This window comes from Marinobacter sp. RI1 (assembly GCF_041155085.1).
Taxonomy (GTDB): domain Bacteria; phylum Pseudomonadota; class Gammaproteobacteria; order Pseudomonadales; family Oleiphilaceae; genus Marinobacter; species Marinobacter nauticus.
On record NZ_AP031605.1, the window covers coordinates 298314 to 321611 of the forward strand.

General features: G+C 58.8%; 23 protein-coding genes. 11 read left to right on the plus strand and 12 right to left on the minus strand.

What is annotated here, in order from left to right; all coding sequences use genetic code 11:
- Positions 1–8: 8 nt before the first annotated feature.
- The 8 genes from ACAM27_RS01330 to ACAM27_RS01365 form a co-directional block, all read right to left on the minus strand.
- Complete coding sequence (locus ACAM27_RS01330; RefSeq protein WP_023007782.1) at positions 9–668, minus strand: energy-coupling factor ABC transporter permease; 660 nt, start codon at positions 666–668, stop codon at positions 9–11.
- An 88-nt stretch (positions 669–756) separates the two neighbouring features.
- Positions 757–2481: a SulP family inorganic anion transporter gene (locus ACAM27_RS01335; protein ID WP_023007783.1), complete on the minus strand. Its 1725-nt coding sequence runs from the start codon at positions 2479–2481 to the stop codon at positions 757–759.
- A gap of 7 nt (positions 2482–2488) precedes the next feature.
- Positions 2489–3355: an MBL fold metallo-hydrolase gene (locus ACAM27_RS01340; protein ID WP_141066794.1), complete on the minus strand. Its 867-nt coding sequence runs from the start codon at positions 3353–3355 to the stop codon at positions 2489–2491.
- Between the two features lie 82 nt (positions 3356–3437).
- Positions 3438–4952 (minus strand): diguanylate cyclase, encoded by a 1515-nt coding sequence (locus ACAM27_RS01345; protein WP_023007785.1) that lies wholly within the window; start codon positions 4950–4952, stop codon positions 3438–3440.
- A 77-nt stretch (positions 4953–5029) separates the two neighbouring features.
- Positions 5030–5650: a hypothetical protein gene (locus ACAM27_RS01350; protein WP_023007786.1), complete on the minus strand. Its 621-nt coding sequence runs from the start codon at positions 5648–5650 to the stop codon at positions 5030–5032.
- Complete coding sequence (locus ACAM27_RS01355; protein ID WP_022993394.1) at positions 5647–6429, minus strand: SDR family oxidoreductase; 783 nt, start codon at positions 6427–6429, stop codon at positions 5647–5649. Before ACAM27_RS01355 ends, ACAM27_RS01350 begins: the two co-directional genes overlap by 4 nt.
- Positions 6416–8608 (minus strand): AMP-binding protein, encoded by a 2193-nt coding sequence (locus ACAM27_RS01360; RefSeq protein WP_222534229.1) that lies wholly within the window; start codon positions 8606–8608, stop codon positions 6416–6418. Before ACAM27_RS01360 ends, ACAM27_RS01355 begins: the two co-directional genes overlap by 14 nt.
- The gene (locus ACAM27_RS01365) at positions 8592–9179 is read right to left on the minus strand and encodes a thermostable hemolysin (RefSeq protein ID WP_374730295.1); all 588 of its coding nucleotides are present in this window, start codon (positions 9177–9179) and stop codon (positions 8592–8594) included. The genes ACAM27_RS01360 and ACAM27_RS01365 overlap by 17 nt, the downstream gene beginning before the upstream one ends.
- 349 nt (positions 9180–9528) lie before the next feature.
- Between ACAM27_RS01365 and ACAM27_RS01370 the strand changes: the two genes are divergently transcribed.
- The 9 genes from ACAM27_RS01370 to cobS all read left to right on the plus strand — a co-directional run bounded on the left by ACAM27_RS01370 (position 9529) and on the right by cobS (position 18684).
- The gene (locus tag ACAM27_RS01370; RefSeq protein WP_011783843.1) at positions 9529–9936 is read left to right on the plus strand and encodes a GtrA family protein; all 408 of its coding nucleotides are present in this window, start codon (positions 9529–9531) and stop codon (positions 9934–9936) included.
- A complete protein-coding gene (locus tag ACAM27_RS01375) occupies positions 9908–10915 on the plus strand; it encodes a glycosyltransferase family 2 protein (protein WP_036149969.1) in 1008 nt (335 codons plus the stop codon). Before ACAM27_RS01370 ends, ACAM27_RS01375 begins: the two co-directional genes overlap by 29 nt.
- Positions 10899–12446 (plus strand): glycosyltransferase family 39 protein, encoded by a 1548-nt coding sequence (locus ACAM27_RS01380; RefSeq protein WP_222534227.1) that lies wholly within the window; start codon positions 10899–10901, stop codon positions 12444–12446. Before ACAM27_RS01375 ends, ACAM27_RS01380 begins: the two co-directional genes overlap by 17 nt.
- A gap of 25 nt (positions 12447–12471) precedes the next feature.
- A complete protein-coding gene (locus ACAM27_RS01385) occupies positions 12472–13155 on the plus strand; it encodes a response regulator transcription factor (protein ID WP_011783840.1) in 684 nt (227 codons plus the stop codon).
- Complete coding sequence (locus tag ACAM27_RS01390; RefSeq protein WP_183579905.1) at positions 13152–14564, plus strand: ATP-binding protein; 1413 nt, start codon at positions 13152–13154, stop codon at positions 14562–14564. The genes ACAM27_RS01385 and ACAM27_RS01390 overlap by 4 nt, the downstream gene beginning before the upstream one ends.
- 87 nt (positions 14565–14651) lie before the next feature.
- On the plus strand, positions 14652–15419 hold the full coding sequence (locus ACAM27_RS01395; RefSeq protein ID WP_031211751.1) for a glycosyltransferase family 2 protein: 768 nt from the start codon (positions 14652–14654) through the stop codon (positions 15417–15419).
- A gap of 1 nt (position 15420) precedes the next feature.
- On the plus strand, positions 15421–16089 hold the full coding sequence (locus ACAM27_RS01400; RefSeq protein ID WP_369612435.1) for a TVP38/TMEM64 family protein: 669 nt from the start codon (positions 15421–15423) through the stop codon (positions 16087–16089).
- Positions 16090–16098: 9 nt separating this feature from the next.
- A complete protein-coding gene (locus tag ACAM27_RS01405) occupies positions 16099–17847 on the plus strand; it encodes an ArnT family glycosyltransferase (RefSeq protein WP_369612436.1) in 1749 nt (582 codons plus the stop codon).
- Positions 17848–17922: 75 nt separating this feature from the next.
- Positions 17923–18684: an adenosylcobinamide-GDP ribazoletransferase gene (cobS, locus tag ACAM27_RS01410; RefSeq protein WP_222534224.1), complete on the plus strand. Its 762-nt coding sequence runs from the start codon at positions 17923–17925 to the stop codon at positions 18682–18684.
- Positions 18685–18697: 13 nt separating this feature from the next.
- Here cobS and ACAM27_RS01415 read toward each other — a convergent pair whose 3' ends face one another.
- Positions 18698–19366: a DNA-3-methyladenine glycosylase I gene (locus tag ACAM27_RS01415; RefSeq protein WP_222534223.1), complete on the minus strand. Its 669-nt coding sequence runs from the start codon at positions 19364–19366 to the stop codon at positions 18698–18700.
- Positions 19367–19480: 114 nt separating this feature from the next.
- On the opposite strand from ACAM27_RS01415, the gene ACAM27_RS01420 reads away from it, so the two are divergent.
- Both ACAM27_RS01420 and ACAM27_RS01425 read left to right on the plus strand, forming a co-directional pair.
- On the plus strand, positions 19481–20059 hold the full coding sequence (locus ACAM27_RS01420) for a nucleotidyltransferase domain-containing protein (protein ID WP_222534222.1): 579 nt from the start codon (positions 19481–19483) through the stop codon (positions 20057–20059).
- Positions 20060–20074: 15 nt separating this feature from the next.
- Complete coding sequence (locus tag ACAM27_RS01425) at positions 20075–20494, plus strand: hypothetical protein (RefSeq protein WP_222534221.1); 420 nt, start codon at positions 20075–20077, stop codon at positions 20492–20494.
- Between the two features lie 14 nt (positions 20495–20508).
- Here ACAM27_RS01425 and bluB read toward each other — a convergent pair whose 3' ends face one another.
- The 3 genes from bluB to cobO are packed head-to-tail and all read right to left on the minus strand — an operon-like array spanning position 20509 to position 23288.
- The gene (gene bluB, locus ACAM27_RS01430; protein ID WP_222534220.1) at positions 20509–21210 is read right to left on the minus strand and encodes a 5,6-dimethylbenzimidazole synthase; all 702 of its coding nucleotides are present in this window, start codon (positions 21208–21210) and stop codon (positions 20509–20511) included.
- Positions 21207–22676 carry a cobyric acid synthase gene (locus tag ACAM27_RS01435; RefSeq protein WP_222534219.1) on the minus strand — a complete coding sequence of 490 codons (1470 nt, stop codon included), beginning with the start codon at positions 22674–22676 and terminating at the stop codon, positions 21207–21209. Before ACAM27_RS01435 ends, bluB begins: the two co-directional genes overlap by 4 nt.
- Positions 22677–23288: a cob(I)yrinic acid a,c-diamide adenosyltransferase gene (cobO, locus tag ACAM27_RS01440; protein ID WP_011783832.1), complete on the minus strand. Its 612-nt coding sequence runs from the start codon at positions 23286–23288 to the stop codon at positions 22677–22679.
- Positions 23289–23298 lie beyond the last annotated feature (10 nt).

The window sequence follows — 23298 nt, forward strand, 5'->3', positions numbered from 1 at the left end:
AAAAGGCCTTAGCGGTACCGGCTCTGGTCCAGCGTACTGAGCCGGTCCGGATGGAAAACCATCAGGCCAGTGACAAAGGTGCCGTTGATGAAGCCCTCCGGAATCATGAACAGCGGCAGATACCTCAGATACTCATGCACCAGTTCATCAAAACTGTAGGTACCGCTGCTCCATAGCATCAGGCACATCACAATGCCCGCCGCGGCAACCGACAGACCGGCTCCGAAAAAACCACAGAAGAAGATATAAGCGAAGAAGTTACGGAAGTTGCGCCGCCGTTCCCACAACATGATGCCATGGCTGACCAGTGCCGGGACCATCACCGTAATCAGACCGTTGGCGGCAAACATCAGTAATGGCTCGCGCCCGGTGATGACGGTGATCACCAGAGCCAGCAGGCCCGCCAGCACGGCCAGAGCCCAACCCAGCATCAGAGTAATCACCGTGATGCCAAAGATGTGAATCGCCAATCCTGGTGAAATACCTGCCCGCAACTGCCAGACAAAACCCAGAATCACCGCAGCACCGAAAAACGAATGCTGAAGAGCGTTATCCTTGCGCAAGGCGGACCAGTCGACAGAACGCACCGCGTTCAACAGAATCACCGCAAACAACACGGCGGTGATCAGCCATTGACTGGTGGAGAGCAGGTTGTCGGTCATTCCCATGGCGATTTACCGGTGCGGGTGCGATTGGAAATACGGGGCAGTGTCTACACATACCCCATACACCGTCAATGGGATCACACCGTTCAGGTCAAGCCGCCAACGCCGCCCGGTTCGTGAGCGCCTGCCAGGCTTCATAAGTGCTCAGGAAGATGCGTCCGCCCAGGTGTTCCAGCAACTCCGTGCCTTTGAGCCGGTCCATGACCGGGCCCTTGATTTCCGAGAAATGCAGACGCACCCCGGCGTCGCGCAGCCGTTCGTTAATCGCTTCCAGGCTTTCCAGGGCAGAGGCGTCAATAAGGTTCACCGCCGGACACACCAGCACCAGATCGGTCAGCTCCGGCTCCCGGGTAACCAGATCCATCACGGTTTCTTCAAGGAAACGGGCATTGGCGAAATACAGGCTTTCATCCACCCGCAGGAAGGTAACTTTGGGACAGAGTTCCACCTCATGGCGCAGCACGTTGCGGAAATGCTCGGTGCCCGGCACCCGGCCCACCACGGCGCTGTGGGGGCGACTGGTTCGGTACAGGAACAGGCCAATCGATAACGCCACCCCGGCAATGATACCGGCTTCGACACTGTGACCAAGGGTAAGCAGGATGGTCGCCAGCATGGCCCCGAAATCGGTACGGGAATATCGGAAAGTGCGGCCCAGTGCCGGCAGATCAATCAGGGTGATCACCGCCACAATAATGGTCGCCGCCAGCGTCGCCTGGGGCAACCAGGCTATGGCCGGAGTGAGGAACAGAGTGGCCAGGGCGATGCCCACCGCCGTGTAAGCCCCAGCCGCCGGTGTTTCTGCGCCGGCATCAAAGTTCACCACCGAACGGGAAAAGCCACCGGTAACCGGCATACCGCCCGACAGGCCGGACCCCAGGTTGGCGGTACCCAGACCAATCAGCTCCTGGTCCGGGTCAATGCGCTGGCGCCGTTTGGCCGCCAGGGTCTGACCCACCGAAACCGATTCCACGAAACCTACCACACTGATCAGCAAGGCGCTGACCGCCAGTTGGGACCACAGGCCAAGATCCAGACTGGGCATGGTGAAGGAAGGCAATCCTGACGGTACCTCACCGACCAGTCGCACCCCCTGCTCATCCAGCCGCAATGCCCAGGCAACCAGAGCGGTGACGAGCACCGCCAGAATGGGCGCGGTCTTGGTCAGGATATCAGCCGCCCGGGGCGCCAGGCCGAGTCGATGCAGTACCGGTTTCAGGTACCGGCGCGACCACAACAGGAACATCAAGGCCCCGCCCCCGATCAACAGCGTGGGCACGTTGGTATTGCCCAGGGAAACCAGTAACGAGTGACCAATATCCAGCAAGTTGTGGCCATTGGCCTGGATACCGAACAGGTGCTTGAGCTGGCTGGCGGCAATGACAATGCCCGAGGCGGTAATAAACCCGGATATCACCGGATGGCTCAGGAAGTTAGCCAGGAATCCCAGCCGCAGAACCCCCATCAGGGTCAGCATCAGGCCAGACATCACCGCCAGCAAGATAGCTCCGGCCAGATACTCAGCAGTGCCCGCCTCGGCCAGTGGCGCCAGAGCAGCCGCCGTCATCAGCGAGGCCACCGCCACCGGGCCAACAGAGAGGGTGCGACTGGTTCCGAACACCGCATAGATCACCAGTGGCAGGATGCTGGCGTACAACCCGACCTGCGCCGGGAGGCCTGCCAGCAGAGCGTACGCCAGGGACTGCGGAATCAGCATAACGGTGACAATGACGGCAGCCACCAGATCACTGGTGGCCTGGTCGCGACCGTAAGATGGCGCCCATTGCAGAATGGGCAGATAGCGTTTCAGATTCATGCGCGGCTCAGAACAGGTTGACCGGTACCTTCAGGTACACCTGGCCGTTGTCTTCTGCAGACGGCATATGGCCCGCCCGCATATTCACCTGCACCGACGGCAGGATCAGCCTCGGCATATCCAGCGTTGCATCCCGCTCGGTGCGCATCTTCACAAACTCCTCTTCCGACACACCATCGTGCACGTGCACATTAGCCTGGCGCTGCTCGGCCACGGTGGTCATGTGCTGGTATTCATCACGGTCGGGTGCCTTGTAATCATGACACAGGAAAATACGAGTCTCCGGCGGCAACGCCAGAACTTTCTGGATGGACTGATACAGAACCCGGGCATCACCGCCCGGGAAATCACAGCGGGCCGTGCCGTAATCCGGCATAAACAGGGTATCGCCCACAAATGCGGCGTCGCCAATCACATAGGTGAGGCAGGCCGGTGTATGGCCGGGCGTATGTAGCACACGGCCTTCGAGGCTGCCGATCGCAAAGGTGTCGCCTTCCTCAAAGAGCCGGTCAAACTGACTGCCATCGCGGGCAAACTCGGTACCGGCGTTAAAGGCCTTGCCGAAAATTTCCTGTACCTGAATGATTTTTGCCCCGATACCGGTTTTGCCTCCAAGCTTTTCATGCAGGTAGGGAGCTGCTGACAGGTGATCCGCATGTACGTGAGTTTCCAGAATCCATTCCACGATCAGATCGTTCGCCTGAATGTACTGAATGATCTCGTCGGCCGAGCGCACATCGGTGCGGCCAGCGGCATAATCGAAATCCAGAACCGAATCCAGAATCGCACAGACCTGGCTGTCGGGATCGCGCACGACATAACTGAAGGTGTTAGTGGGTTCGTCAAAAAAATGCTGAACGATGGGCTGGGTCATGGTATTCACCTCTGAAGTCGCCAGTTCTTTAATCTGATCTAAGGATATACTGAAACGATATATAAGGTGAAATGCTGTTTTCTTATATGCGCGATAATCCCGATGCATCAACCAGGCAATCCCGGCCCCCATCCTTGGCCTGGTACAGCCTATCATCTGCCCTGGCAATCAGTGCCTCCGGGGTGGCCGGCTCGTCTGTCAGCTCCGACACGCACACCGCCCCGGCACTGACCGTAACGGTTAATGCCTTGCCGTCGACCAACCATTCCTCCTCCCTTACTGCTTCCATGATTCGCATCACCAGGGTTTGCACATCCCTCTCGGTTACCCCGGTAAAAACCACCAGAAATTCCTCACCCCCGAAGCGGGACACCACATCGGTGGTTCTGGTATGGGCAAGCAGGACGTCGGTAAATCGCATCAATACCTGATCACCTGCCAGGTGGCCCAGGTTGTCGTTTATCCGTTTGAAGTGATCAATATCGAACATGGCCAGGCAGAAACGGTCGCCATGGCGATTGCTGGCAGCAAGGATCTCGTCCAGCCGGGGCATCAGGTAACGACGGTTATGCAGTCCAGTCAGGGGATCACGAATCGACTGGTTAAGCAGGTCCTCTTCCAGCCGGTTGCGCTCCAACGCACCGGACAACAGACCAGAGACAATAATCAACAGATCCGCCATATCCCGCCGCCAACTCCGCCGGGATAACGAATCCACACCAAAGAAGCCCATCACCTGACCGCGGATCCGGACAGGGACGCAGAACATGGAACTGACTCCCTGCTGCTCCAGCAATGCCCGCTCATTTTCGGCCTCAGGCGGCAAATCCGCAGTGTCCTCAATGAACACCACCTGGCTCTGGCTCTCCATCAGGCGAATCTGTTGCTGCCACCAGCGGAAATCGTCAATCGGCACCGCCTGCTGATCCGCCATCAACGATGGCACACCCGGAGCACACCATTCGTGGGTATTGGTCATGGTGGCAAGGTCCGGCGAAAAGGCATAGACGTAAGCGCGATCAACGCTGAAGAAGGCGCCGATGGATCTGAGCAACTCATCAATGCAGTCATCGATGGAGCCAAATCCGAGATGAATGAACTCACTGGAAAGCCGGGCAATCAGCTTCTGGAAACCCGCCTGGAACGAGAATTCCGCTTCACTATCCCGAAGATGCTGCTCCAGCTCCTTGTAGTGCTGAATGTTGTGGAACTGGCCGTACCAGAGGGTGCTGCCGTCCGGTTGCCGCTCCGGCACGGAATGGGCCTCGTACCATTGGTACTCGCCATTCTTCATCCTCAGCCGGGCGCGGTAACACCAGGGTTGCAGCGTTCGCACCGAGTGCAGGATGCTCTCACCAACGCCGGCCGCATCGTCAGGATGAATGACCCGGAAAACCGAATCGGCATTTTCCCGGAGCTTTTGCGGCTCGACGCCGAACAGTTCTTTTACCTGGTCACTAACATAGGGATAGCGGTGGGACTGGTGATCGGCACTGAGCCAATAGGTAAACAGCACGCCCGGCACGCCGGATGCCAGCTTCTGAAAAAACCGGGCCGACAGGCCCTCTGGCTGCTCATCGTCGGGCTGGCTTGCCATAAATGGCCGGTCTCCCTGCTATTGTCTACACTGGTTTTTTTAGTGTAGTCCAGCCCGACAGTCGCGGCGAATGCGCTTCAAAGGCTGTCCAGGCGGGCCTTTGCTTCCGCCCGACGGCCGGCATCCGCCACTTCCCGACCAGGTCTCGACGGGGCTGCCAACACTTTTTCAAGATAGACCCGTGCCCGTTGAGGCTCGTCCTGCTCCGCCAGAAAATCTCCAAAGAAGTAATTGGCATCAATACCTTCCGGGTTGATTGCCAGCGATTTCTGCAGGTACTTCCGGGCCATCTCATCATCCCCGAACCCCAACGGCCAGCCCGGCACCTGATAATACAGGCTACCCAGTGAGGTATAGGCTGAGCCATCCAGCGCCTCCGGAGCGATCTTCAGGGCCGCTTCCAGGGAGGCCCGGGCCTCTTTCACCAGTCCCAGCGCACCCAGGCCGCCTTTGGCGCCGGCGTAGGTACTGAGCACAATACCCTGCCAGATCAGCGGTTCGGCACGGCCCGGATAATCAGCGACAAAGGTCTCGGCCTCTTTGGCCAGTGCCTCAAATGCCTTTTCCTTATCATCTTCGGGCAACTGATACTGGATCTGCGCCCAGCGTTGCTGGATTTGTGCCAGTTCAGCCCGCATGTCCTGAGCCCACAGGGGCATGGCCATGACCCCCGCCAACACCATTACGATCCACTTCATGACACCACTCCTGAATCCAGAAAGCGCCGGATCACCGGCAGTTGTTTTAACATGGCTTTATCCACAAGCTTCGGCAGGATGCCGTTGATCACCACAAACAGTTTTTCCGGCCAGCCGAGAAAACGTCGGCGTTCATCTTTTTCCATCGCCTGAAGAATCTGGGCTGCGACAGCTTCCGGTGCGTCCATGGCATTGCCCAGGGCACGGTTCAGCTCGTTCACCGGCGCCGGGTTCATAGCCGTGGCCGTGGCTCTGGGCGCTACGTACACCACCTGCACCGGGGTGTCCGCCAGCTCCCGACGCAGGGCTTCGCTGAAGCCGCGCAGGCCGAACTTGCTGGCGCAATAGGCGGTGTAGCCGGGAAACCCGATGCTGCCGAAGGTGGACCCCACCAACACCAGGGCGCCCACGCCGGCTTTACGGAAACGAGGCACAAAATGCCGGGCCACCAGCATAGCGGAACGCAGATTGACCATAAGCTGTGCATCCAGGTCGCTGACGGCCATGGCATCCAGCGCCGCAAACCGGTTCTGGCCGGCGCAATGAATTACACCATCAATATCGGGATACACCTCACTCAACTGTTGAAGCTGTCGATCCAGCTCCGGGCTGGCCAGCTCCAGGTGTACCGGAGAAACGCCGGCGCGCTTTTCCAGCCGCTCCGGATGTCGGGTCGCAACGATCACCCGGGCACCGCATTCCACCAGCGGCCCGATCAGGGCCTGGCCAATGCCACCGGTACCACCCAGCAGCAGGAAGGTACGGTCATGCAGCCTCATGACGTTGCTCCTTGCCATGGGCCCGCAGCGGAATACTGTGAAGCATATCGCCGTACAGGCGATACACCATGCGCGCGGCCTCGATGATGGCCTGCTGGTCCTCCGGATCGGTGATGTCGTTCATCAGGTTGCGGAAGAACTCAAAGTGGTCCTGATCCAGGGCGCCGTGAGAGTACAGATAACTGAACGCCTGATTGGGCAGGCCCAGCTGTTTCTGGATGGCTTCACCCAGGGGCGTGGCCAGCTCAATGGAGGTGCCCTCCAGCACCTGAACCATGCCAAAAAAAGCCGCCGGGTTACCCCGCTGGATGCGGTCATACAGGTAGGCCACCATCAACTCGATGGAGGTATCGGGCTGGCCATGACGAATGGCTTCCTTGTCTTCGCCGCAGGCTTCAAGGTCGTTGAGAATCCACTCGTGGTGGCCGTATTCTTCCTCGATGTATTCCACCAGTGCCTTGCGCACGAATTCCAGCCGTTCGGGCAGCCGGCCACCACAGGCCATCATCAGTGGCACGGTGTGCTTCACGTGGTGATAGGCCTGGGTCAGGAACCAGGTGTAACCCTCAAGATCAAAGCGACCCTCGCGGATAGCCTGAATCACCGGGGCTCCGGTGACATGGGCCCGGGCCTGTTCAGTTTCGGATTGCAGTCGGTCAAAAAATGCCATGTTTGAGTCTCCTGGCGTTGTCTGTCGGATAGAAGTGCCCGCAGGCACTGAGAGATTCATGAATAAGGGAAAGGATTCGGCCATGAGCCTGGGCAGGTCCGCCTGAATCTGGTGCCGCACCGGGCGACCGTTGGCCGTGATGTGGCCCTCGGCCTGGGTCAGCCGTTGCCGGCGCAGGTACACGGCCTGCAAGCGGGCATAATCCGGCAAACCGGCATTCAGCAACGTCAGGGCCGCACGTATATCGTCAGGGCTTCGGTTATCCGTGATCACCACCAAAGCACCGGGTTGTGGCTCACCATCGCCAAATACCACAGCCTGAGCAGCCCCCAATGCCTGGACCAGTTCACTTTCCAGCCATTCCGGGCTGATGTTCCGACCAAAGCTGGTAATCAACAGGTTCTTTGCCCGACCGTTGATAGCCAGAAAGCCCTCTGTGTCCTGGTCGCCCAGATCGCCGGTATCGAGCCAGTCATCGGCTTGCGGCTCATCACCGAGATATCCCAGATGGGTATTGCCCCGAACCAGAATCCGGTGTTCGTTATCCACCTTTACCTGCACATGCCCCAGGGGCCGGCCCACCGAGCCTTCTCGCTCGGCTCCGGGCACGTTCAGCGCCACCACCGAGCCACATTCGGACAAGCCGTAGCCCTCGTACAGAGGCAACCCAATCGACCGTCCCCGGGCCAACAGGTCCGGCGATACCCGGCCGCCGCCGACCGCCAGGAAGCGAAACGAATCCGTTGTCAGCAATCCCTGCTCGCCGGCATTGACCAGCGCCATCGCCAGCTCAGGCACCAGAATCACGGAATGGGGTTGATGCCGGTTCAGGCCGGCCACCAGCTGGCCGAGATCGAGGCCACTGCTGCCGGTCATGCCCAGGGTCTGCAACGGGGCAACCGTCACCGTGGCGCCCATCAGCAGGGGCAGGTAAACCCCGGCAATGTTCTCCAGCAGGGTTGCCAGCGGCAGAATGCACAGGTGTTGCTCCAGCTCCACACCTTCCAGCCGCTGCTGCAGCGCACCGGCGGTCGCCGCCAGCTGCTGCGCCGACAGGCACACGCCCTTGGGGGTACCAGTACTGCCGGAGGTGAAGGTAATCTTGGCGGTGTGTTCCGGCATCCAGGAGGCAGCAGGGGACACCGGCAAATGTCTCAGCCAGACGCCATGACCGATCATTTCCGCCTGTTCTGCTTCGCCACTGAATACCAGGGCATCCAGCCCGGCCCGCTGAATCAGGTGCTCGGTCTGGCTTCTGGAAAAAAACACCGGCACCGGTACACACACCACGTCCGCCATCAGACAAGCCAGGTCCGCAACCACCCAGGCCGGGGTGTTGTCGCCACACAGGCCTATGCGTTTCACGCCCAGGCTCCGCAACTGCTCGGCCAGCAACTGCGCCGCCCGCCATAGCTGCTGATAACTGAAACTGGCGTCTGGCCCCTGCAGTGCAATGCGCTCCGGATGTTGCCGGACCCGCTGAGACAGGAGATCAGGCAAGGCGGCCATAGGCACCTCCCAGGTCCGCCTGCGGTTTATCCTCGACCGCAACAACCGGCTGCACCAGCTTCAGCAAGCCGGCGGCGCGCAAGGCCGCCATACCATCAGCGACCTTGATGGTCATCACCACTGGATGATGGTCGTAATAGCGACCCCAACCAGCGCCGCCATCCGGCAATTTTGAAGGGTCGGCATCCGCCAGCACCTGCGTGGCGATGCCGAGCCGATGGAAACTGTTGCGCAACTGGTCGGTACCGGTACACACCACCCAGTCATAGCCGGCAGCATCCAACCACACTGAGAGCGAGGCGAACAGATAGCGGCTGACCCCGGCTTCCACCCCGGCCAGGTGGGCAATTTCGGCAATACCGCTGCGTCTGGTGCCCGGCTCTGGCATGAGGGTTTGCACCGGCACCGATAAGTAATCCTCCAGAAACAGTCGCTCTTGATTCGCATTGCGCACGCCAACGGCGGCCAGCAGCGTTCCCTGAGCGGTTGTCAGGGCCAGAAGCCGTGGAATACGCAGGGAAGGCTCGGCCCCGTACGCGTGGAGGAAGCGGCGCCGAATGAAATCCGACACCGTGTGCGCCAATGGCGTATTGGACTGGATTTCGCAAAACCACCGGCCAGCACAACGGACGGCCGGAACCAACTCCCCGGAATCCGGAGGACAACAGGTCGACATTGTTAACGGATCAGTCATGGCTGCCTTCTCTCTGCTTGCTTTTCCTGGCCCAGACGGACGCAGGGTCATGGCTGACAGATTAGAAAGGCTGGCTTAAACCAGTCTTAAGACGGCACCACAGAAACCTTAAGAGCGCCTTAAGGTTTCTGTGCCAGCACGGTTAAGGCTCACTTAAGAAAGGAGGGGTAGATTGCGGCCAACCTCGGGGCTATCCCGAAAACAATCGACACAGACGCAAACACCTATGCCCAAAGCTCGCCATTTTTTTCAACGCCGACTTGCCCGTTTTCTTGCAGCCGGCGGACTGGCCACGCTGTTGCATTGGCTGATGATGGGCCTGCTGGTTCAGGCCGGGCTTGACCCCAGGCTAGCAACAGCAACCGGAGCCACGGCCGGACTGGTTTTCAACTACGTGGCCCAGCATCAGTACGCGTTTGCCTCGAACCTGCCGCACCGAGTCGCGATGCCGCGATACCTGGCGGCAGCCAGTCTGGGCTGGACCCTGAACCTTTTCAGCTTCTCCGTTCTCAGCCTGGCTGGCCTCAAAGTCCTGTCAGCACAGTTCCTGGCCACGGCACTCGTCACGGTTGCCAATTACTTCTTTGCCAAGAGGTTTGTTTTCCATGAAAAAACAACGCTCAAGCTCCCCTGAACCTATGCTGAGCATAGTTATTCCGGTCCACAACGAGGCTGAAGTGCTCCCGGCCCTGCTGGCTCGACTCTGGACAACCGGGCAAAAGCTCGACGGCAGCTTTGAGCTGCTGTTTGTCGACGACGGCAGTCGGGATGATTCGGTCGCCATTCTGATGGCCGCCAGGCAACGGCAGCCAGAAATCCGTGTCTTGCAGTTGTCCCGAAACTTCGGCAAGGAGGCGGCAGTCTCGGCCGGCCTGGAGCACGCCCGCGGCGAGGCCGTGGTGCTTATGGATGCAGACCTTCAGGATCCCCCCGAACTGATTCCCGACATGCTTGCCGAATGGCGCAAAGGGGCCGATGTCGTGCTGATGAAACGCCGATCCCGGGCCGGCGAAAGCTGGCTTAAACGCATCACGGCCAGCCTTTTCTATCGTCTGATCAATCGGATCAGCGATTCTCCGATTCCGGTCGATACCGGCGACTTCCGGCTGATGAGCCGGCGCACGGTCGAGGCCCTGAACCGGCTTCCGGAACGCAACCGTTACCTCAAGGGCATGTTTGCCTGGGTCGGTATGCCCACCGTAACCCTGGAATTCGATCGCGACCCCCGAATCGCAGGCAGCACCAAGTGGAACTACCTGAAACTCGTACACCTGGCCATGGAGGGCATCACCTCATTCTCGACCCGACCACTGCGACTGGCCCTTGTGCTGGGCTTACTGGCCGCGGGGGCAGGCGGCACCGTTGGCCTCTGGGAGGTAATCCGGGCGCTGGCCTTCGGCATTTCAACACCGGGCTATGCCTCCCTGATTGCCATGATCACCTTCCTGTCCGGCGTCCAGCTTCTGTGTGTCGGCTTGTTGGGGGAATACATCGGGCGCATCTATATGGAAACCAAGCAACGCCCGGTCTTTATCGTGGCGGAAGATAGTCAGGAGACCATGACTTACATACAACCCATGCTGCGAGTGGCCGGCCATGACCAGAATCAGTAACACCTTGCTGTGGCTGCTGGTCTCGGTGCTTGCTGCCAGGCTCGGCCTGTCTGCCTTGTTGCCGTTCGCGGACACCACCGAGCCCCGCTACGCGGAGATGGCGCGGATCATGGCGGAAACCGGCGACTGGATAACCCCCTGGTTCGATATTGGTGTGCCTTTCTGGGGCAAGCCGCCCCTGTCGTTCTGGACTCAGGCACTGTCGTTCAAGCTGTTCGGCGTCAGCGAATTCGCCGGCCGACTGCCCTCCTGGCTGGCCAATGTCGGCATCGTCTGGCTGGTCTACAACCTGCGTCGCTACCTGCACCCCGACCCGCTCGGCCACGGAGCCAAAACTCAAGGGCTCTGGGCTGCGTTAATCTACGCCACTACGGCATTGGGCTTTCTGTCTGCCGGCACGGTAATGACGGATTCATTCCTGGCCCTTGGCACCAGCCTGACACTGGTGAGCCTGATCATTCGCCTGCAGGGGGGGCCGCCGCTCTGGGGCTGGCTGTTCTTCATCGGCCTGGCTACTGGCCTGCTGGCCAAGGGACCACTGGTTCTGGTGCTTGCTGGCCTGCCGGTGTTCCTCTGGGCGCTCACCTTCAACCGTTGGCAGACCCTCTGGCACAGTTTGCCCTGGGTGCGCGGGCTGGCCCTGACCCTGTTGATGTCAGCGCCCTGGTATGTCCTGGCAGAGCTGAAGACACCGGGTTTCCTGGATTACTTCATTGTCGGTGAGCACATCAAGCGCTTTGTCGTCAGCGGCTGGCAGGGTGACCTTTACGGCAGTGCCCACGATTTCCCCCGGGGCACGATCTGGCTCTATCTTGTGCTTGCCAGCATGCCCTGGGGGCTTGTCGCGGTGGCTGGCGTGCTTCGCAACCACTGGTGCGGCGCCTTCCAGCTGCAGCAATGGCATACTGGCGAACAACATGTCAGCGCGCTGGTACTCCTGGCCGCGTTGGCACCGGCCGTGTTCTTTACCCTGGCCGGTAACATACTCTGGACCTATGTGCTGCCTGGTCTGCCATTTGTTGCCGCGCTCAGCTCCGGGCTACTGATGCCAGACATCGGCCGACGCTTGAAGCGTTCCTCAGTGGCCGCCACCCTTTTCATCCCCGTGCTTGGCTCATTTGCCAGCGGCTGGGTGAGCCTTCATCCGGAGCTGCTGAGAACGGAACGGGAGCTGGTGATGACCGCCAGTCATCTGTCTGACAAGCCCTCTGCAAGGCTTGTTTATACCGGCGAACCTCCGTTTTCTGCCCGGTTTTACAGCGCGGGTAGAGTTGATGGCATCGAGGTGGAAGCCCTCAGGCGCGAACTCGCTGATGGAAATCGAACGTTGCCCATCGCTGTAGCGGTGGATAAAGATCAGCGGGACTTGCTCGACCAACTGGAGCAGATAGCCGATCCGGTCGATCAAAACCGGCGTTACATTCTGTTTCTGCTGGAACCGGTAACCAAGAGTGCAGCGTTGAGCAATGATTCCGGCCGCACTCCGCCAGCTTTCAATTACACTGAAGAGCACAAACAACCTTTGAGTTGAACACCAAACGGATGGCTGTAACAGAATGCGCATACTTCTGACCGAAGATGACCACCCCCTGGCCAACACCATGTTGAGCATGCTCCGGGACGACCAGAATACCGTAGATTGGGTCGATGATGGCCAACAGGCTCTGAACGCCTTACTGAACGAGAGCTTTGACCTGGCCATTCTTGACTTGACGTTACCCCGTGTCGATGGCCTGGACATTGTCCGCCAGGTGAGGGAGCAGGGCGTAGAGTTGCCCATCATCATCCTGACTGCGCGGAGCGAACTGACCGAAAAACTACAGGGACTGGATGCAGGGGCAGACGATTACCTGACCAAGCCCTTTGCCATGTCAGAACTGAAAGCCCGGATAAGGGCGGTTACTCGCCGCCGCTCAGGCACACGAGTCTCAGGACTCAAGGTGGGGCGACTCGTGCTTGATCCGGACTCTGCGCAATTGCAGGTAGGCACAGAGACGTTCGTGCTACCCCGTAGCGAACTGCAGATCCTTCACTATCTGATGCGGCACCCTGATCAGGTGGCAACCAGACGACGTTTGGAGGAACAACTTTACGGCTGGGATCAGGGTGCCGAGAGCAACGCCCTGGAAGTTCACGTTCACCATCTGCGCCGGCGGCTGGGTAAGCAGGCCATTCGCACTGTGCGCGGCGTTGGCTACATGCTGGACAGCAAAGCAGCCTCGGAAGGCCAAGAAATATGAGCCTGACACGGAAGCTGATTCTGCTAATTACCAGCACTGTTTTTATGATCACTCTGATCGCGGCAGGCTGGGGGTTCTATGTCAGCAATCACCAGTTGGACGAACTGTTCGATGCGGAGCTGGCACAAAGTACCCGGATTGTGCAGGGGCTGGTGGAACATCTCTCGAGCACTCAGTCTATCGAGCAGTTAGCCTTTACGCTGTCGAAAACTCTCGAATTGCCGGACGCATTATTTCAGGGCGATGAAGAAGAGGACGAAATTCTGCCCGACGGTGCCGGGCATAAATACGAACGCAAAATCGCTTTCGAAGTCTGGTCTCCTGATCAACAACCTGTGCTGGACACGCTCCGGGCTAACGATGCCCAGGGCCTTGAGCCAGGATTTGCCTGGCAGGAGGCCGCCGGCTATCAATGGCGAACGTTTACCATGCGAGATACATCGACCGGGTTCTGGATACGTACCGCCCAGCGAGAGGACGTTCGGGATGAACTGAGCCAGGAAATTGCGCTGGGCAACGTTCTGCCTTTTCTGTTGGCGTTGCCTCTACTGGCCATAGCCGTCCTGGCGTCAATTCAGGTGAGCTTCAAGCCTTTGAGAAAACTCGAAAAACCGGTTCGGAACATGGCGCCTGAGAACATCCATCCCCTCGATGATCGTCAGGCTCCGAAAGAAGTAGCTGGATTGGTGCACGCAGTCAACGGCCTGTTGAGACGGCTGAATCAGGCTCTGGAACGTGAACGCCGCTTCTCCGCTGATGCGGCACATGAGCTGCGAACCCCATTGGCCGCGCTGCGCCTGAATCTGGAGAAAGTTTACGGTGACAACCCCGAACAATATGGAGACCTTATCCAGGCCGTAGACCGAATGGTTCATCTGGTCGAACAAATGCTGTTACTGAGTCGGGTGGACTCCGGCGCTCAGTTTCCGCCGGAGCATCACAATCTTTCCGCCATTCTGGAACAAAGCATCGCAGATGTTGCACCGCTGGCGCTAAAGAAAAACATAGAGCCGGTGCTCCAGGACGAAACAGGTCAGTCCCTGATTAGCTGCCATAGTGCCCTGATTAACACCCTCATGCGCTCCTTGCTGGCCAACGCCATCCAATACAGTCCGCCTCATACCATAATCACCACCAATCTCGTTCCCGCAGGTGAAGGCTACGCCATTTCGGTTTGTGACCAGGGTCCTGGAATTCCCGCGGAGGAGCGTGAACGCGCACTCAGCCGGTTTGTTCGACTGGATCAACGTAAAGGAGGAGGCGCAGGGCTGGGGCTGGCGATTGCTCGGCGTATTGCCGAGCTCCATGGCGGCCATCTTATCCTGGCAGACAGGGCAGACGGTCAACCCGGGCTTTGTGTGCAAGTATGGCTGCCAGCACGATGCCCGGCGCTCACGAAACGCTCTTAAGATTCGGTTAAGCTTCAAGGCTGATAATTCTCCAAGGCATAAACCGCACGGCAACGTGGTTTGGTTAACATCTTGGAGAATATCTCAATGTCTCAGCACAGCACTCTGTCACTGGTCATTCCTGCAAAAAACGAGCAGGAAAACATCGCGAAGCTGCTGACCGAGGCCTTCAACGTTATGAGGGATTACCCGGGCTTTGAAGTCGTGCTCGTGGACGATGGCAGTTCCGACCAGACACTGGCAACAGCTCGTCGCACTGCCGAGGCTTTGGGGGGCAGGCTATTGGCGGTTCGACATGAACAGAGCATCGGACAGAGCGGGGCACTGGCGACCGGTATCCTTCGCGCCACAGGCCAACTGATTGTGACAATGGACGGAGATGGTCAAAACGACCCCGCCGATATTCCAGCACTGTTGCAACAAGCGAACAGACTCCACAATCCCGACTTTTGTATTGCCGGCTATCGCAGAAATCGGAAGGATACAGCATGGAAACGTTTCCAATCACGCCTGGCTAATCGTATTCGCAACGCCTTTCTACATGATGGAGTTCCCGATACAGGCTGTGGACTGAAGCTGTTTCCCCGATCGACCTTTCTCAAACTGCCGTGGTTCGATCACGCCCATCGGTTCATTCCCGCGCTGGTGAAAGGCGCGGGAGGCGAAATCGCCATTGTCGAGGTCAATCATCGCCCAAGAATGGCCGGGATTTCCAAATACAATGCCTGGAACCGTGCATGGGCAGGAATCGTCGATATGATCGGCGTTATGTGGTTACTTCACCGCACACGAGTTCCTCAAATTGCAAACCTAGAGGATCCGAACAACAGTCGACCGGCAACGGAACGGGCTTGATATGGCTTCGGGACTGCGCTGGCTATCTTTCGCCATCCTGGTATTAACAGGCTATCTGACCATGAGCGGGGACTGGTTCGGTTTTCTGACCGATCAGGAGCGCGTGGCAGATTTCCTGAACAGTAATGGGCTGGCAGGACTTTCAGCCATTACGCTGCTCGGTGCACTTTTCACTGGATTCGGAGCCCCCAGACAGGTCCTCGCTTTCGTTCTGGGATTTGCCGCAGGCAGCATTCAGGGTGCGATCCTATCGACTATCGCTACAGCCATTGGCGCGACATGCTGCTTTTTTGTCGCACGCTGGCTTTTGCGAACATCACTCCTGAACCGTTTTTCAGATCGCATGCAACGTTTTGACCTGCTGTTCACGGAAGGCACTCTGCTCAAAATACTCATGATCAGGCTGTTGCCGGTAGGCAGCAATCTTGTCACCAATCTCCTCGCCGGGTGTTCCGGGATACGATTCGTCCCATTTTTGTTGGGCAGCGTTCTTGGCTACCTGCCCCAGATGGTGATCTTTGCAATGGCCGGCGCAGGGATTGGCCAGGCCCGTCTCGATCAGCTTGTGGTAAGCGCGGTTCTGTTCGCGCTGGCAAGTGCCATTGGCGCTTACCTGTATCACAACCAGCGCAATCAGACCCTTGCTGATTCCGTATCTGACCCCTCCTGAGTTGCGATTATGACACTCGACTTCCGTCTTCGGCGTTTACCCGACACCTTATTCAATCTGCCGTACAACCGATTGTTACTGGTGGTACTGGCCTTCGCGGCACTCATGATTCTGACCGGCATCGGGTTACGCTCTCCGTGGCCCGCCGACGAACCGCGATTCGCCGAAGTGGCCCGGGAAATGGTGACCTCCGGGCAATGGCTGCTGCCGATGCGGGGCGGCGAACTCTACCCGGACAAACCACCGGTGTTCATGTGGGCCATCGCCTTTTTCTACTGGCTGACCGGCAACCTGAAAATCGCGTTTCTGCTACCGAACGCCCTGTGCAGCCTGCTAACCCTGGGCCTGGTGTTCGATCTGGGCACACGCTTGTGGAACCAACGCACCGGCGCCATTGCCGCACTGCTGCTGATGGTGGCACCCCAGTTCCTGATTCAGGCCCAGCGAGCCCAGATTGATGCCATGGTGGCCTGCTGGATCATGGTGGCCTGTTACGGTCTGATCCGGCATTTTTTCGTGCAGCCGTCCTGGCGTTGGTATTTCGTGGCCTGGGCCTTTATGGGGCTTGGCATTATTACCAAAGGGGTTGGCTTTCTGCCCGCCTTGCTGTTCATTCCGATACTGGCCCTGAAACTGCAGGACACTTCTCGGTTTCAGGGCACACTCCGGTGGCGCTGCGCCCTCGGCCCCCTGGTCATGCTGGCCGTTGTGACAGCCTGGCTGGTGCCGATGGTGCTGGCCGTCAGTCACCTGGGCACCGACGAGGCCCTGGCCTATCGCGACAACATTCTGTTCAAACAGACCGGCGAGCGCTATGCCGATTCCTGGGGGCACATTCAGCCCTGGTATTACTACCTCGCCAGCGTGATTCCCTCGCTGTGGTTTCCGCTGCCGCTGCTATTCCTGGCACTGCTGCGGCCCATTCGTGAGATTCTCAAACACAGGCTGGACGTGGTGGTTCTGCTGGCGTGGGTCGTGTTGGTGGTGGCGTTTTTCAGCCTGAGCCCGGGCAAACGCGGAGTGTATGTGCTCCCGGCTTTGCCGGCACTGGCCCTGAGCCTGGCCCCGGCATTGAGTGGACAAAACCCGGCACGCTGGTTCGGGGCGGTCACCAGTGTTCTGCATCTGCTGCTTGGTGCAGCCTTGATCATCCTGGGCATCCTAGCCTGGAATGACCACCCTCGTCTGGTGGAAAAGGTCGCTGACTACACCCAGGATCCGGCTCGACTGCACGAAGCCGGCACCCTGTTGTTCACCCTTGGGTTTATCTGGGTCGCAAGTCTCATGGCGTTCTGGCGCTGTCGGGCACTCGGGCGCTGGTTCATTGCCCTGATGGTGAGTTGGCTGGTGTTCACAACCTGGGGTTATCGGATTCTCGAGCCATTGCGCACACCCAGAAATGTGCTCGCCGCAGCCGAGCAGTTCGTGCCTGCCGGCGGGCAGATTGGCATGATCAATTTCCGGGAACAGTTCATTCTGTTTTCAAAGCGGGACTTTACCCATTTCAGTTACTTCAGTGACACAGAACAGGAAAGCCGCAACGCATGGCTCTGGATGCGGGAGACACCGGATAGCTATTTAATGGTGGCTGAAGACGGAGAGCTTGGCTGTTTCAATAAGCAGGGGGCCCGACCGCTGGGCACTGCTCACCGGGATACCTACGTGCTGCTGAGCGACCAGGACATGACGGACAGCTGTGAACCCCCGGACAAGGTGACACGCTTTACCACCGACAACCCCGGGGAGTGGCTGGACTGATGCTACTCTGAGAACGCCGCAAACTTTGCTGGTCTCACGTACAATGGGCGCTTTTGAATTCTCAAGGAGGCGCCCTTGCTCCCTCGCTCGCGGATTGCACAAGAATGGCAGGCTTTCTGGCTGGCACTGGGATTCCTGACTCGTATCCCCATGCTCGTCCGGATTGATTACTCCCAGCGCCTGATGAACCAGAGCAGCGTCTATTTTCCCCTGGTGGGCCTTCTGCTCGGCCTTGGCTATTGCGCCGCCTATTTTCTGTTCTCACTGGTGGCCAGCCCGCTGGCGGCCATTATCCTGGTGGTTATTCTGCACCTGTTTATCACCGGGGCCTTCCACGAAGATGGCCTGGCCGACAGTGTTGATGCTCTCGGCGGCGGCTATACCGTGGAAAAACGTCTGGAGATCATGAAAGACAGCCGGATCGGAACCTATGGCACGGTGGCACTGGTGATGGCCTTGCTGCTGAAAGTAGCTCTGCTGGCTGAGGCTGAATTGATCTGGCTTGCGTTGCTGGTGGCACCTGCGGTTTCCCGGCTGACACCACTGATATTGATGGCCTGCCTGCCGTACGTCACTGACCCCGACAAGAGTAAATCCAAGCCGGTGGCAGACGGTTTCTCCCGCAGCCGTTTGCTGGCGGCCGCGGGGTTTGTGTTGTTGCTGGCAGCCGGATTATCACTCTGGCAGCCGTTACTGATTCCCGCAGCCATAACGGCCGTCCTGCTGATTGCTGTGTTCTGGGGCAGCTATCTTCGTAGCCAGCTTGGCGGCTACACCGGCGACACCCTGGGTGCAGCTGTCGTGTTCAGTGAACTGGCGCTGTTGCTGTTTCTCTAACGTGGGGGCATCGTCAGTTATCCACCGTGAAGGACACTATCCGGGACAGGTGGCTGACGGGCATTTCCGTCTCTTCGTGCCAACGGTTGAACGCCTCCTGGGCCTGGCTCATGCCTTTCTTGCTGGCCGGTGAGGCATCCAGTATTCCGGCCCGGGTCAGGGCGGTAACCACATCGTGTGACAGGATAAAACCATCCCAACCCACCCGGCGCAGGAAGTACTGGGCTGAGTTCCCCCCCAGACGCTCACCGTTACGCTTCAGGTAGAGCAGCAGCCCCACCTGATCGGTCGACGGCCACTGGGCCAGAAACTGACCAAAGCTGCCATGGTCTTTCGCCACATCCATGATCATCCGGGCATTTTCCGGCACGGTCCGGATCTTCTGCATGTTGCGAACGATACGCTCGTCTGTAGCCAGCTGCTCCAGCACTTCTGGCGGCACCTGCTGCCAGTAGGCGGGCACAAACCCTTCGAAGGCCGCCTCAAAATCCGGCCACTTGTTCTCGATTACCCGCCAGACAAAACCAGCCTTGAAAATGCATCGGGTGATCTCGGACAGGTAACGGTCGTCGCCGATCTCCGCCAGACGATGCTTTTCGGTGACCGGAGGCAACAGGGATTTCAGGGCCTGCTCGCCACCCTTCCGGGCCAAGGCCTGCTGGTAAAACACAGAAAACTTCATAGACCCTCCACAGAGATCCCCAAATTGGGACTTAAAGAGCCCAACATGGGATTGAAAATACCCAAATCAGGTACTAAAGTACCCATATTGAGACTCATGAGATGCGACCTGACCATGCCCGGAACCAGTATCGGTGACGCACTGTTTACCAAAACCCAACAGCGCCTGCTATCGCTTATCTACGGCCATCCAGACCAGAGCCTGTACCTGAATGAACTGGTACGGCTAGCAAATATAGGGCGCGGCACCGTTGTCCGGGAGCTGGCCAAACTGACCGATTCCGGTCTGGTCGTCATGACCCGCCAAGGCAACCAGAACCACTACCAGGCCAACCCGGACAACCCGATCTTCGATGAGCTGAAACACATCGTCCAGAAAACCTTTGGTATTTCCGATGTGCTCCGGAATGCCCTGGAGCCACTGGCGGATACTCTCGAACAGGCCTTTATCTACGGTTCCGTGGCAAAAGGGGATGCCCATGCGGGCAGCGATGTCGATGTCATGCTGATCGGCCACGATCTCAGTTACAGCGAGGTTATGGAACTGCTGGCCCCCGCCGAACAACAATTACAACGAACCATCAATCCCACGTTATACTCTCCCGCCGAGTTCGAGCAGCGTATCAAAGACAATCAGAGCTTTGTCACCCGGGTGCTGGACCAACCCCGCCTCGACCTCCGCTTCAGCCACTGAGACAGGACACATTGCATGGAAGCACTCGATAATCTGGTCAGGATCCGACGACTCAAGGCAGAACCACCTGATGCCCGGGAGTTCGAAGGCATGCTCAAGGCTGCCGACACCAAGCTCCGGGACGCCTGCATTGAGGGATTGTCTGAGGACAGCCAGTTCTCTCTGGCTTATGGCGCCGCCCACGCATTATCGCTCGCCGCCCTGAGATGGCACGGGTATCGTTCCGAAAGCCGTTATATTGTCTTCCAGTGCCTGCAACACACCATTGGCTTACCCAATGCCAAATGGCGCGTGTTGGACAAGTGTCATTCGGCCCGCAATCTGGCCGAATACGAGGGCCACATGGACGTGAACCCCCAATTGCTGAAGGAGCTGATTGCGATCTCTCGCGAGCTGCAATCACTGGTGAGGGATCTGCCGCCAATAGGAAACTGACGTCCATCCCGATGTCAGACCTGCTTTAACCGGGCCAGCAGGGACTCCTGATCAAGGGCGCCACCCCAGGTATTACCATGTACCAGATCTTCCAGCGGCAGCCGGGAACGCCAGCCTTTGGACTGTAATTCCGGTTGCTCCAGGAATTCACTGACATAGCCCAGGCAGAGATAGGCCAGTGGGTATACATGATCCGGTAACTGCAGGATTTTCGACAGTACATCCTGATCCAGGATGCTCACCCAGCCCACGCCAATGCCCTCGGCCCGTGCCGCCAGCCAGAGATTCTGCACCGCCAGGCAGGTGCTGAACAGATCCATTTCCATAATGGAATTACGCCCCAGGACATTGGGGCCGCCGCGGGATCGATCACAGGTGATGCAGAGGTTGATGGGGCTTTCCAGAATGCCCTGCAGTTTCAGGCTCCGATAGGTTTGCTGGCGCTCGCCGGTGTAGTTTTCCGAGGCCTTTGCGTTTTCATTGTTAAAACTGTCCAGCACCTGCTCGCGCACCGCCAGGCTGTCGATCACGATGAAATCCCAGGGCTGCATGAAGCCGACCGACGGGGCGTGGTGGGCAGCTCTCAGGATGCGCGCCAGAACCTCCTCCGGAATGGCATCCGGCAGGAACTGGGAGCGCACATCCCGGCGCTCGAAGATGGCCCGGTACAAGCCTTCGCGCTGGGCATCGCTGAAGGGATCATTCGGGTTACTCACAACTGCAACAGCCTCCTTAACCGCTCTTTGTCCAGGCACTGATCCACCTGATCGGCCAGGCGATCAAGCTGCTGCAGACGGTGACGCTGGTAGTCCACAGCCTGCTCGCCCTGTGTTTTAAGGCCTGCCCAGGCCAGAATGGCCTTGCAGGCGGCTGGCTCGTCGAAGACGCCGTGGATATAGGTACCCGCCACCTGGCCATCCGCACTGACGGCGCCATCCGGCCTGCCTTTCAGCTCTGCAAATGGGCGCACCAGCGCCGCGCCTTCCGTGACACCGTTGTGCATTTCATAGCCTTTCAGGGCGCCTGTCACCACCGTGCTGGCAATATGGGAGGTCAGCCCGCCATTTACCATTCGAAGCTGCTTGCCCGGCACCATACGGGTAACCATCTCGAACAGGGCCAGGCCCTTCGTAGTGCCGACTTCACCTTCCAGCCCTTCCGGGTCTTCCACTTTAAGCCCCAGCATCTGGAAGCCGCCACAGATACCCAGTAGCTTGCCGCCATACCGCAGGTGTTTCTGGATGGCCTCCGGCCAGCCTTGTTGCTTCAGCCACTGCAGGTCGTGCCGGGTGCTTTTGCTGCCGGGCAGGATAACAAGATCGGCTGGCGGAATGAGTTCATCCGGCCCCACGAACACCAGGTCAACGCCCGGGTGGAGTCGCAACGGATCAAAATCGTTGTGGTTGCTGATCCGGGGCAATACCGGCACCACCACTTTCAGGGCGCCGGCCTCGCTGGTGCCGGCGGCACTGACGCTGTCTTCGGAGTCGATCACCAACCCGTGCAGGTATGGCAAAACGCCGAACACCGGCTTGCCCGTGTGTTCCGTCAGCCAGTCCAGCCCGGGCTCCAACAGCGCAATATCACCCCGGAACCGGTTGATGACAAAACCCGCCGTCCTGTCCCGCTCACTGTCGGAAAGCAACGCCAGTGTGCCCACCAACTGGGCGAAAACACCGCCCTTGTCGATATCCCCTACCAGCAACACCGGACAATCGGCGGCTTCGGCAAAACCCATGTTGGCAATGTCGTTGGCCCGCAGGTTGATTTCCGCGGGGCTGCCGGCGCCTTCGGCGATGACCACATCGTAGCGAGCGCTCAGATCCCGCCAGCTCGCCATCACCGAATTTATCGCCTCAGCTTTGTAGGCGTGGTAATCCAGAGCATCCATATTGCCATGGACCTTGCCCCGCAAGATCACCTGGGCGCCGTAATCGCTCTGGGGCTTCAACAACACCGGGTTCATGTCGCTGTGGGGCTCCAGGCCACAGGCCAGCGCCTGTAACGCCGTGGAACGGCCAATCTCGCCGCCATCCACGGTGACTGCACTGTTCAGGGCCATATTCTGGGGCTTGAATGGCGCGACTGAGACCCCCTGCCGGGCCAGCCAGCGACACAGCGCCGCCACCACCGTGGTTTTGCCAGCATCCGAGGTGGTGCCCTGCACCATCAGGGTGGGCATTTACAGCTCCACACCCTTCTGGGCCTTGATGCCCTGATCCTTGAAGGCATGTTTGACCACACCCATCTCGGTGACCGTATCAGCCAGATCAATCAGTTCCTGCGGAGCCCCGCGACCGGTGACCACCACATGCTGCATTTCCGGACGGGCCTGCAGGTCGTCCAGCACCCTATCGAGATCGATGTAGTCGTACTTCAGGGCGATATTCAGTTCATCCAGCAGTACCAGGTCATAGCTGTCATCGCTCAGCATGCTTGCTGCAACTTCCCAGGCATCGGTTGCGCTCTTCACATCCTGTTCCCGGTTCTGGGTATCCCAGGTGTAGCCCTGTCCCATGACGTGGTAGGTGACGTTCGGCAGCTCCCGGAAAAACGCTTCCTCACCGGTGCTGAATGCGCCTTTGATAAACTGGACGATGCCCACTTTCATACCGTGGCCCAGAGCCCGGGCCACCATGCCAAAGCCGGAACTGCTTTTGCCCTTGCCGGGGCCCGTGAGCACCAGCAACACGCCCTGTTCTTTCTGGGCTCTGGCAATGCGTTCCTGCATTATCTTCTGTTTTGCTGCCATGCGCCTGGCATGGCGTTCGGGGTCTTTGGCGCGTTCACGCATGATGACTCTC

Coding starts and splice junctions, on each gene's coding strand:
- ACAM27_RS01350 (WP_023007786.1), bottom strand. CDS start 5,650: ATGAAGTGGATCGTAATGGTGTTGGCGGGGGTCATGGCCATGCCCCTG.
- ACAM27_RS01370 (WP_011783843.1), top strand. CDS start 9,529: ATGCCCAAAGCTCGCCATTTTTTTCAACGCCGACTTGCCCGTTTTCTT.
- cobO (WP_011783832.1), bottom strand. CDS start 23,288: ATGCGTGAACGCGCCAAAGACCCCGAACGCCATGCCAGGCGCATGGCA.
- ACAM27_RS01390 (WP_183579905.1), top strand. CDS start 13,152: ATGAGCCTGACACGGAAGCTGATTCTGCTAATTACCAGCACTGTTTTT.
- ACAM27_RS01375 (WP_036149969.1), top strand. CDS start 9,908: ATGAAAAAACAACGCTCAAGCTCCCCTGAACCTATGCTGAGCATAGTT.
- ACAM27_RS01415 (WP_222534223.1), bottom strand. CDS start 19,366: ATGAAGTTTTCTGTGTTTTACCAGCAGGCCTTGGCCCGGAAGGGTGGC.
- ACAM27_RS01400 (WP_369612435.1), top strand. CDS start 15,421: ATGGCTTCGGGACTGCGCTGGCTATCTTTCGCCATCCTGGTATTAACA.
- ACAM27_RS01420 (WP_222534222.1), top strand. CDS start 19,481: ATGCCCGGAACCAGTATCGGTGACGCACTGTTTACCAAAACCCAACAG.
- ACAM27_RS01355 (WP_022993394.1), bottom strand. CDS start 6,429: ATGAGGCTGCATGACCGTACCTTCCTGCTGCTGGGTGGTACCGGTGGC.
- ACAM27_RS01360 (WP_222534229.1), bottom strand. CDS start 8,608: ATGGCCGCCTTGCCTGATCTCCTGTCTCAGCGGGTCCGGCAACATCCG.
- ACAM27_RS01330 (WP_023007782.1), bottom strand. CDS start 668: ATGGGAATGACCGACAACCTGCTCTCCACCAGTCAATGGCTGATCACC.
- ACAM27_RS01335 (WP_023007783.1), bottom strand. CDS start 2,481: ATGAATCTGAAACGCTATCTGCCCATTCTGCAATGGGCGCCATCTTAC.
- ACAM27_RS01435 (WP_222534219.1), bottom strand. CDS start 22,676: ATGCCCACCCTGATGGTGCAGGGCACCACCTCGGATGCTGGCAAAACC.
- ACAM27_RS01340 (WP_141066794.1), bottom strand. CDS start 3,355: ATGACCCAGCCCATCGTTCAGCATTTTTTTGACGAACCCACTAACACC.
- ACAM27_RS01380 (WP_222534227.1), top strand. CDS start 10,899: ATGACCAGAATCAGTAACACCTTGCTGTGGCTGCTGGTCTCGGTGCTT.
- ACAM27_RS01405 (WP_369612436.1), top strand. CDS start 16,099: ATGACACTCGACTTCCGTCTTCGGCGTTTACCCGACACCTTATTCAAT.
- ACAM27_RS01385 (WP_011783840.1), top strand. CDS start 12,472: ATGCGCATACTTCTGACCGAAGATGACCACCCCCTGGCCAACACCATG.
- ACAM27_RS01345 (WP_023007785.1), bottom strand. CDS start 4,952: ATGGCAAGCCAGCCCGACGATGAGCAGCCAGAGGGCCTGTCGGCCCGG.
- ACAM27_RS01425 (WP_222534221.1), top strand. CDS start 20,075: ATGGAAGCACTCGATAATCTGGTCAGGATCCGACGACTCAAGGCAGAA.
- ACAM27_RS01395 (WP_031211751.1), top strand. CDS start 14,652: ATGTCTCAGCACAGCACTCTGTCACTGGTCATTCCTGCAAAAAACGAG.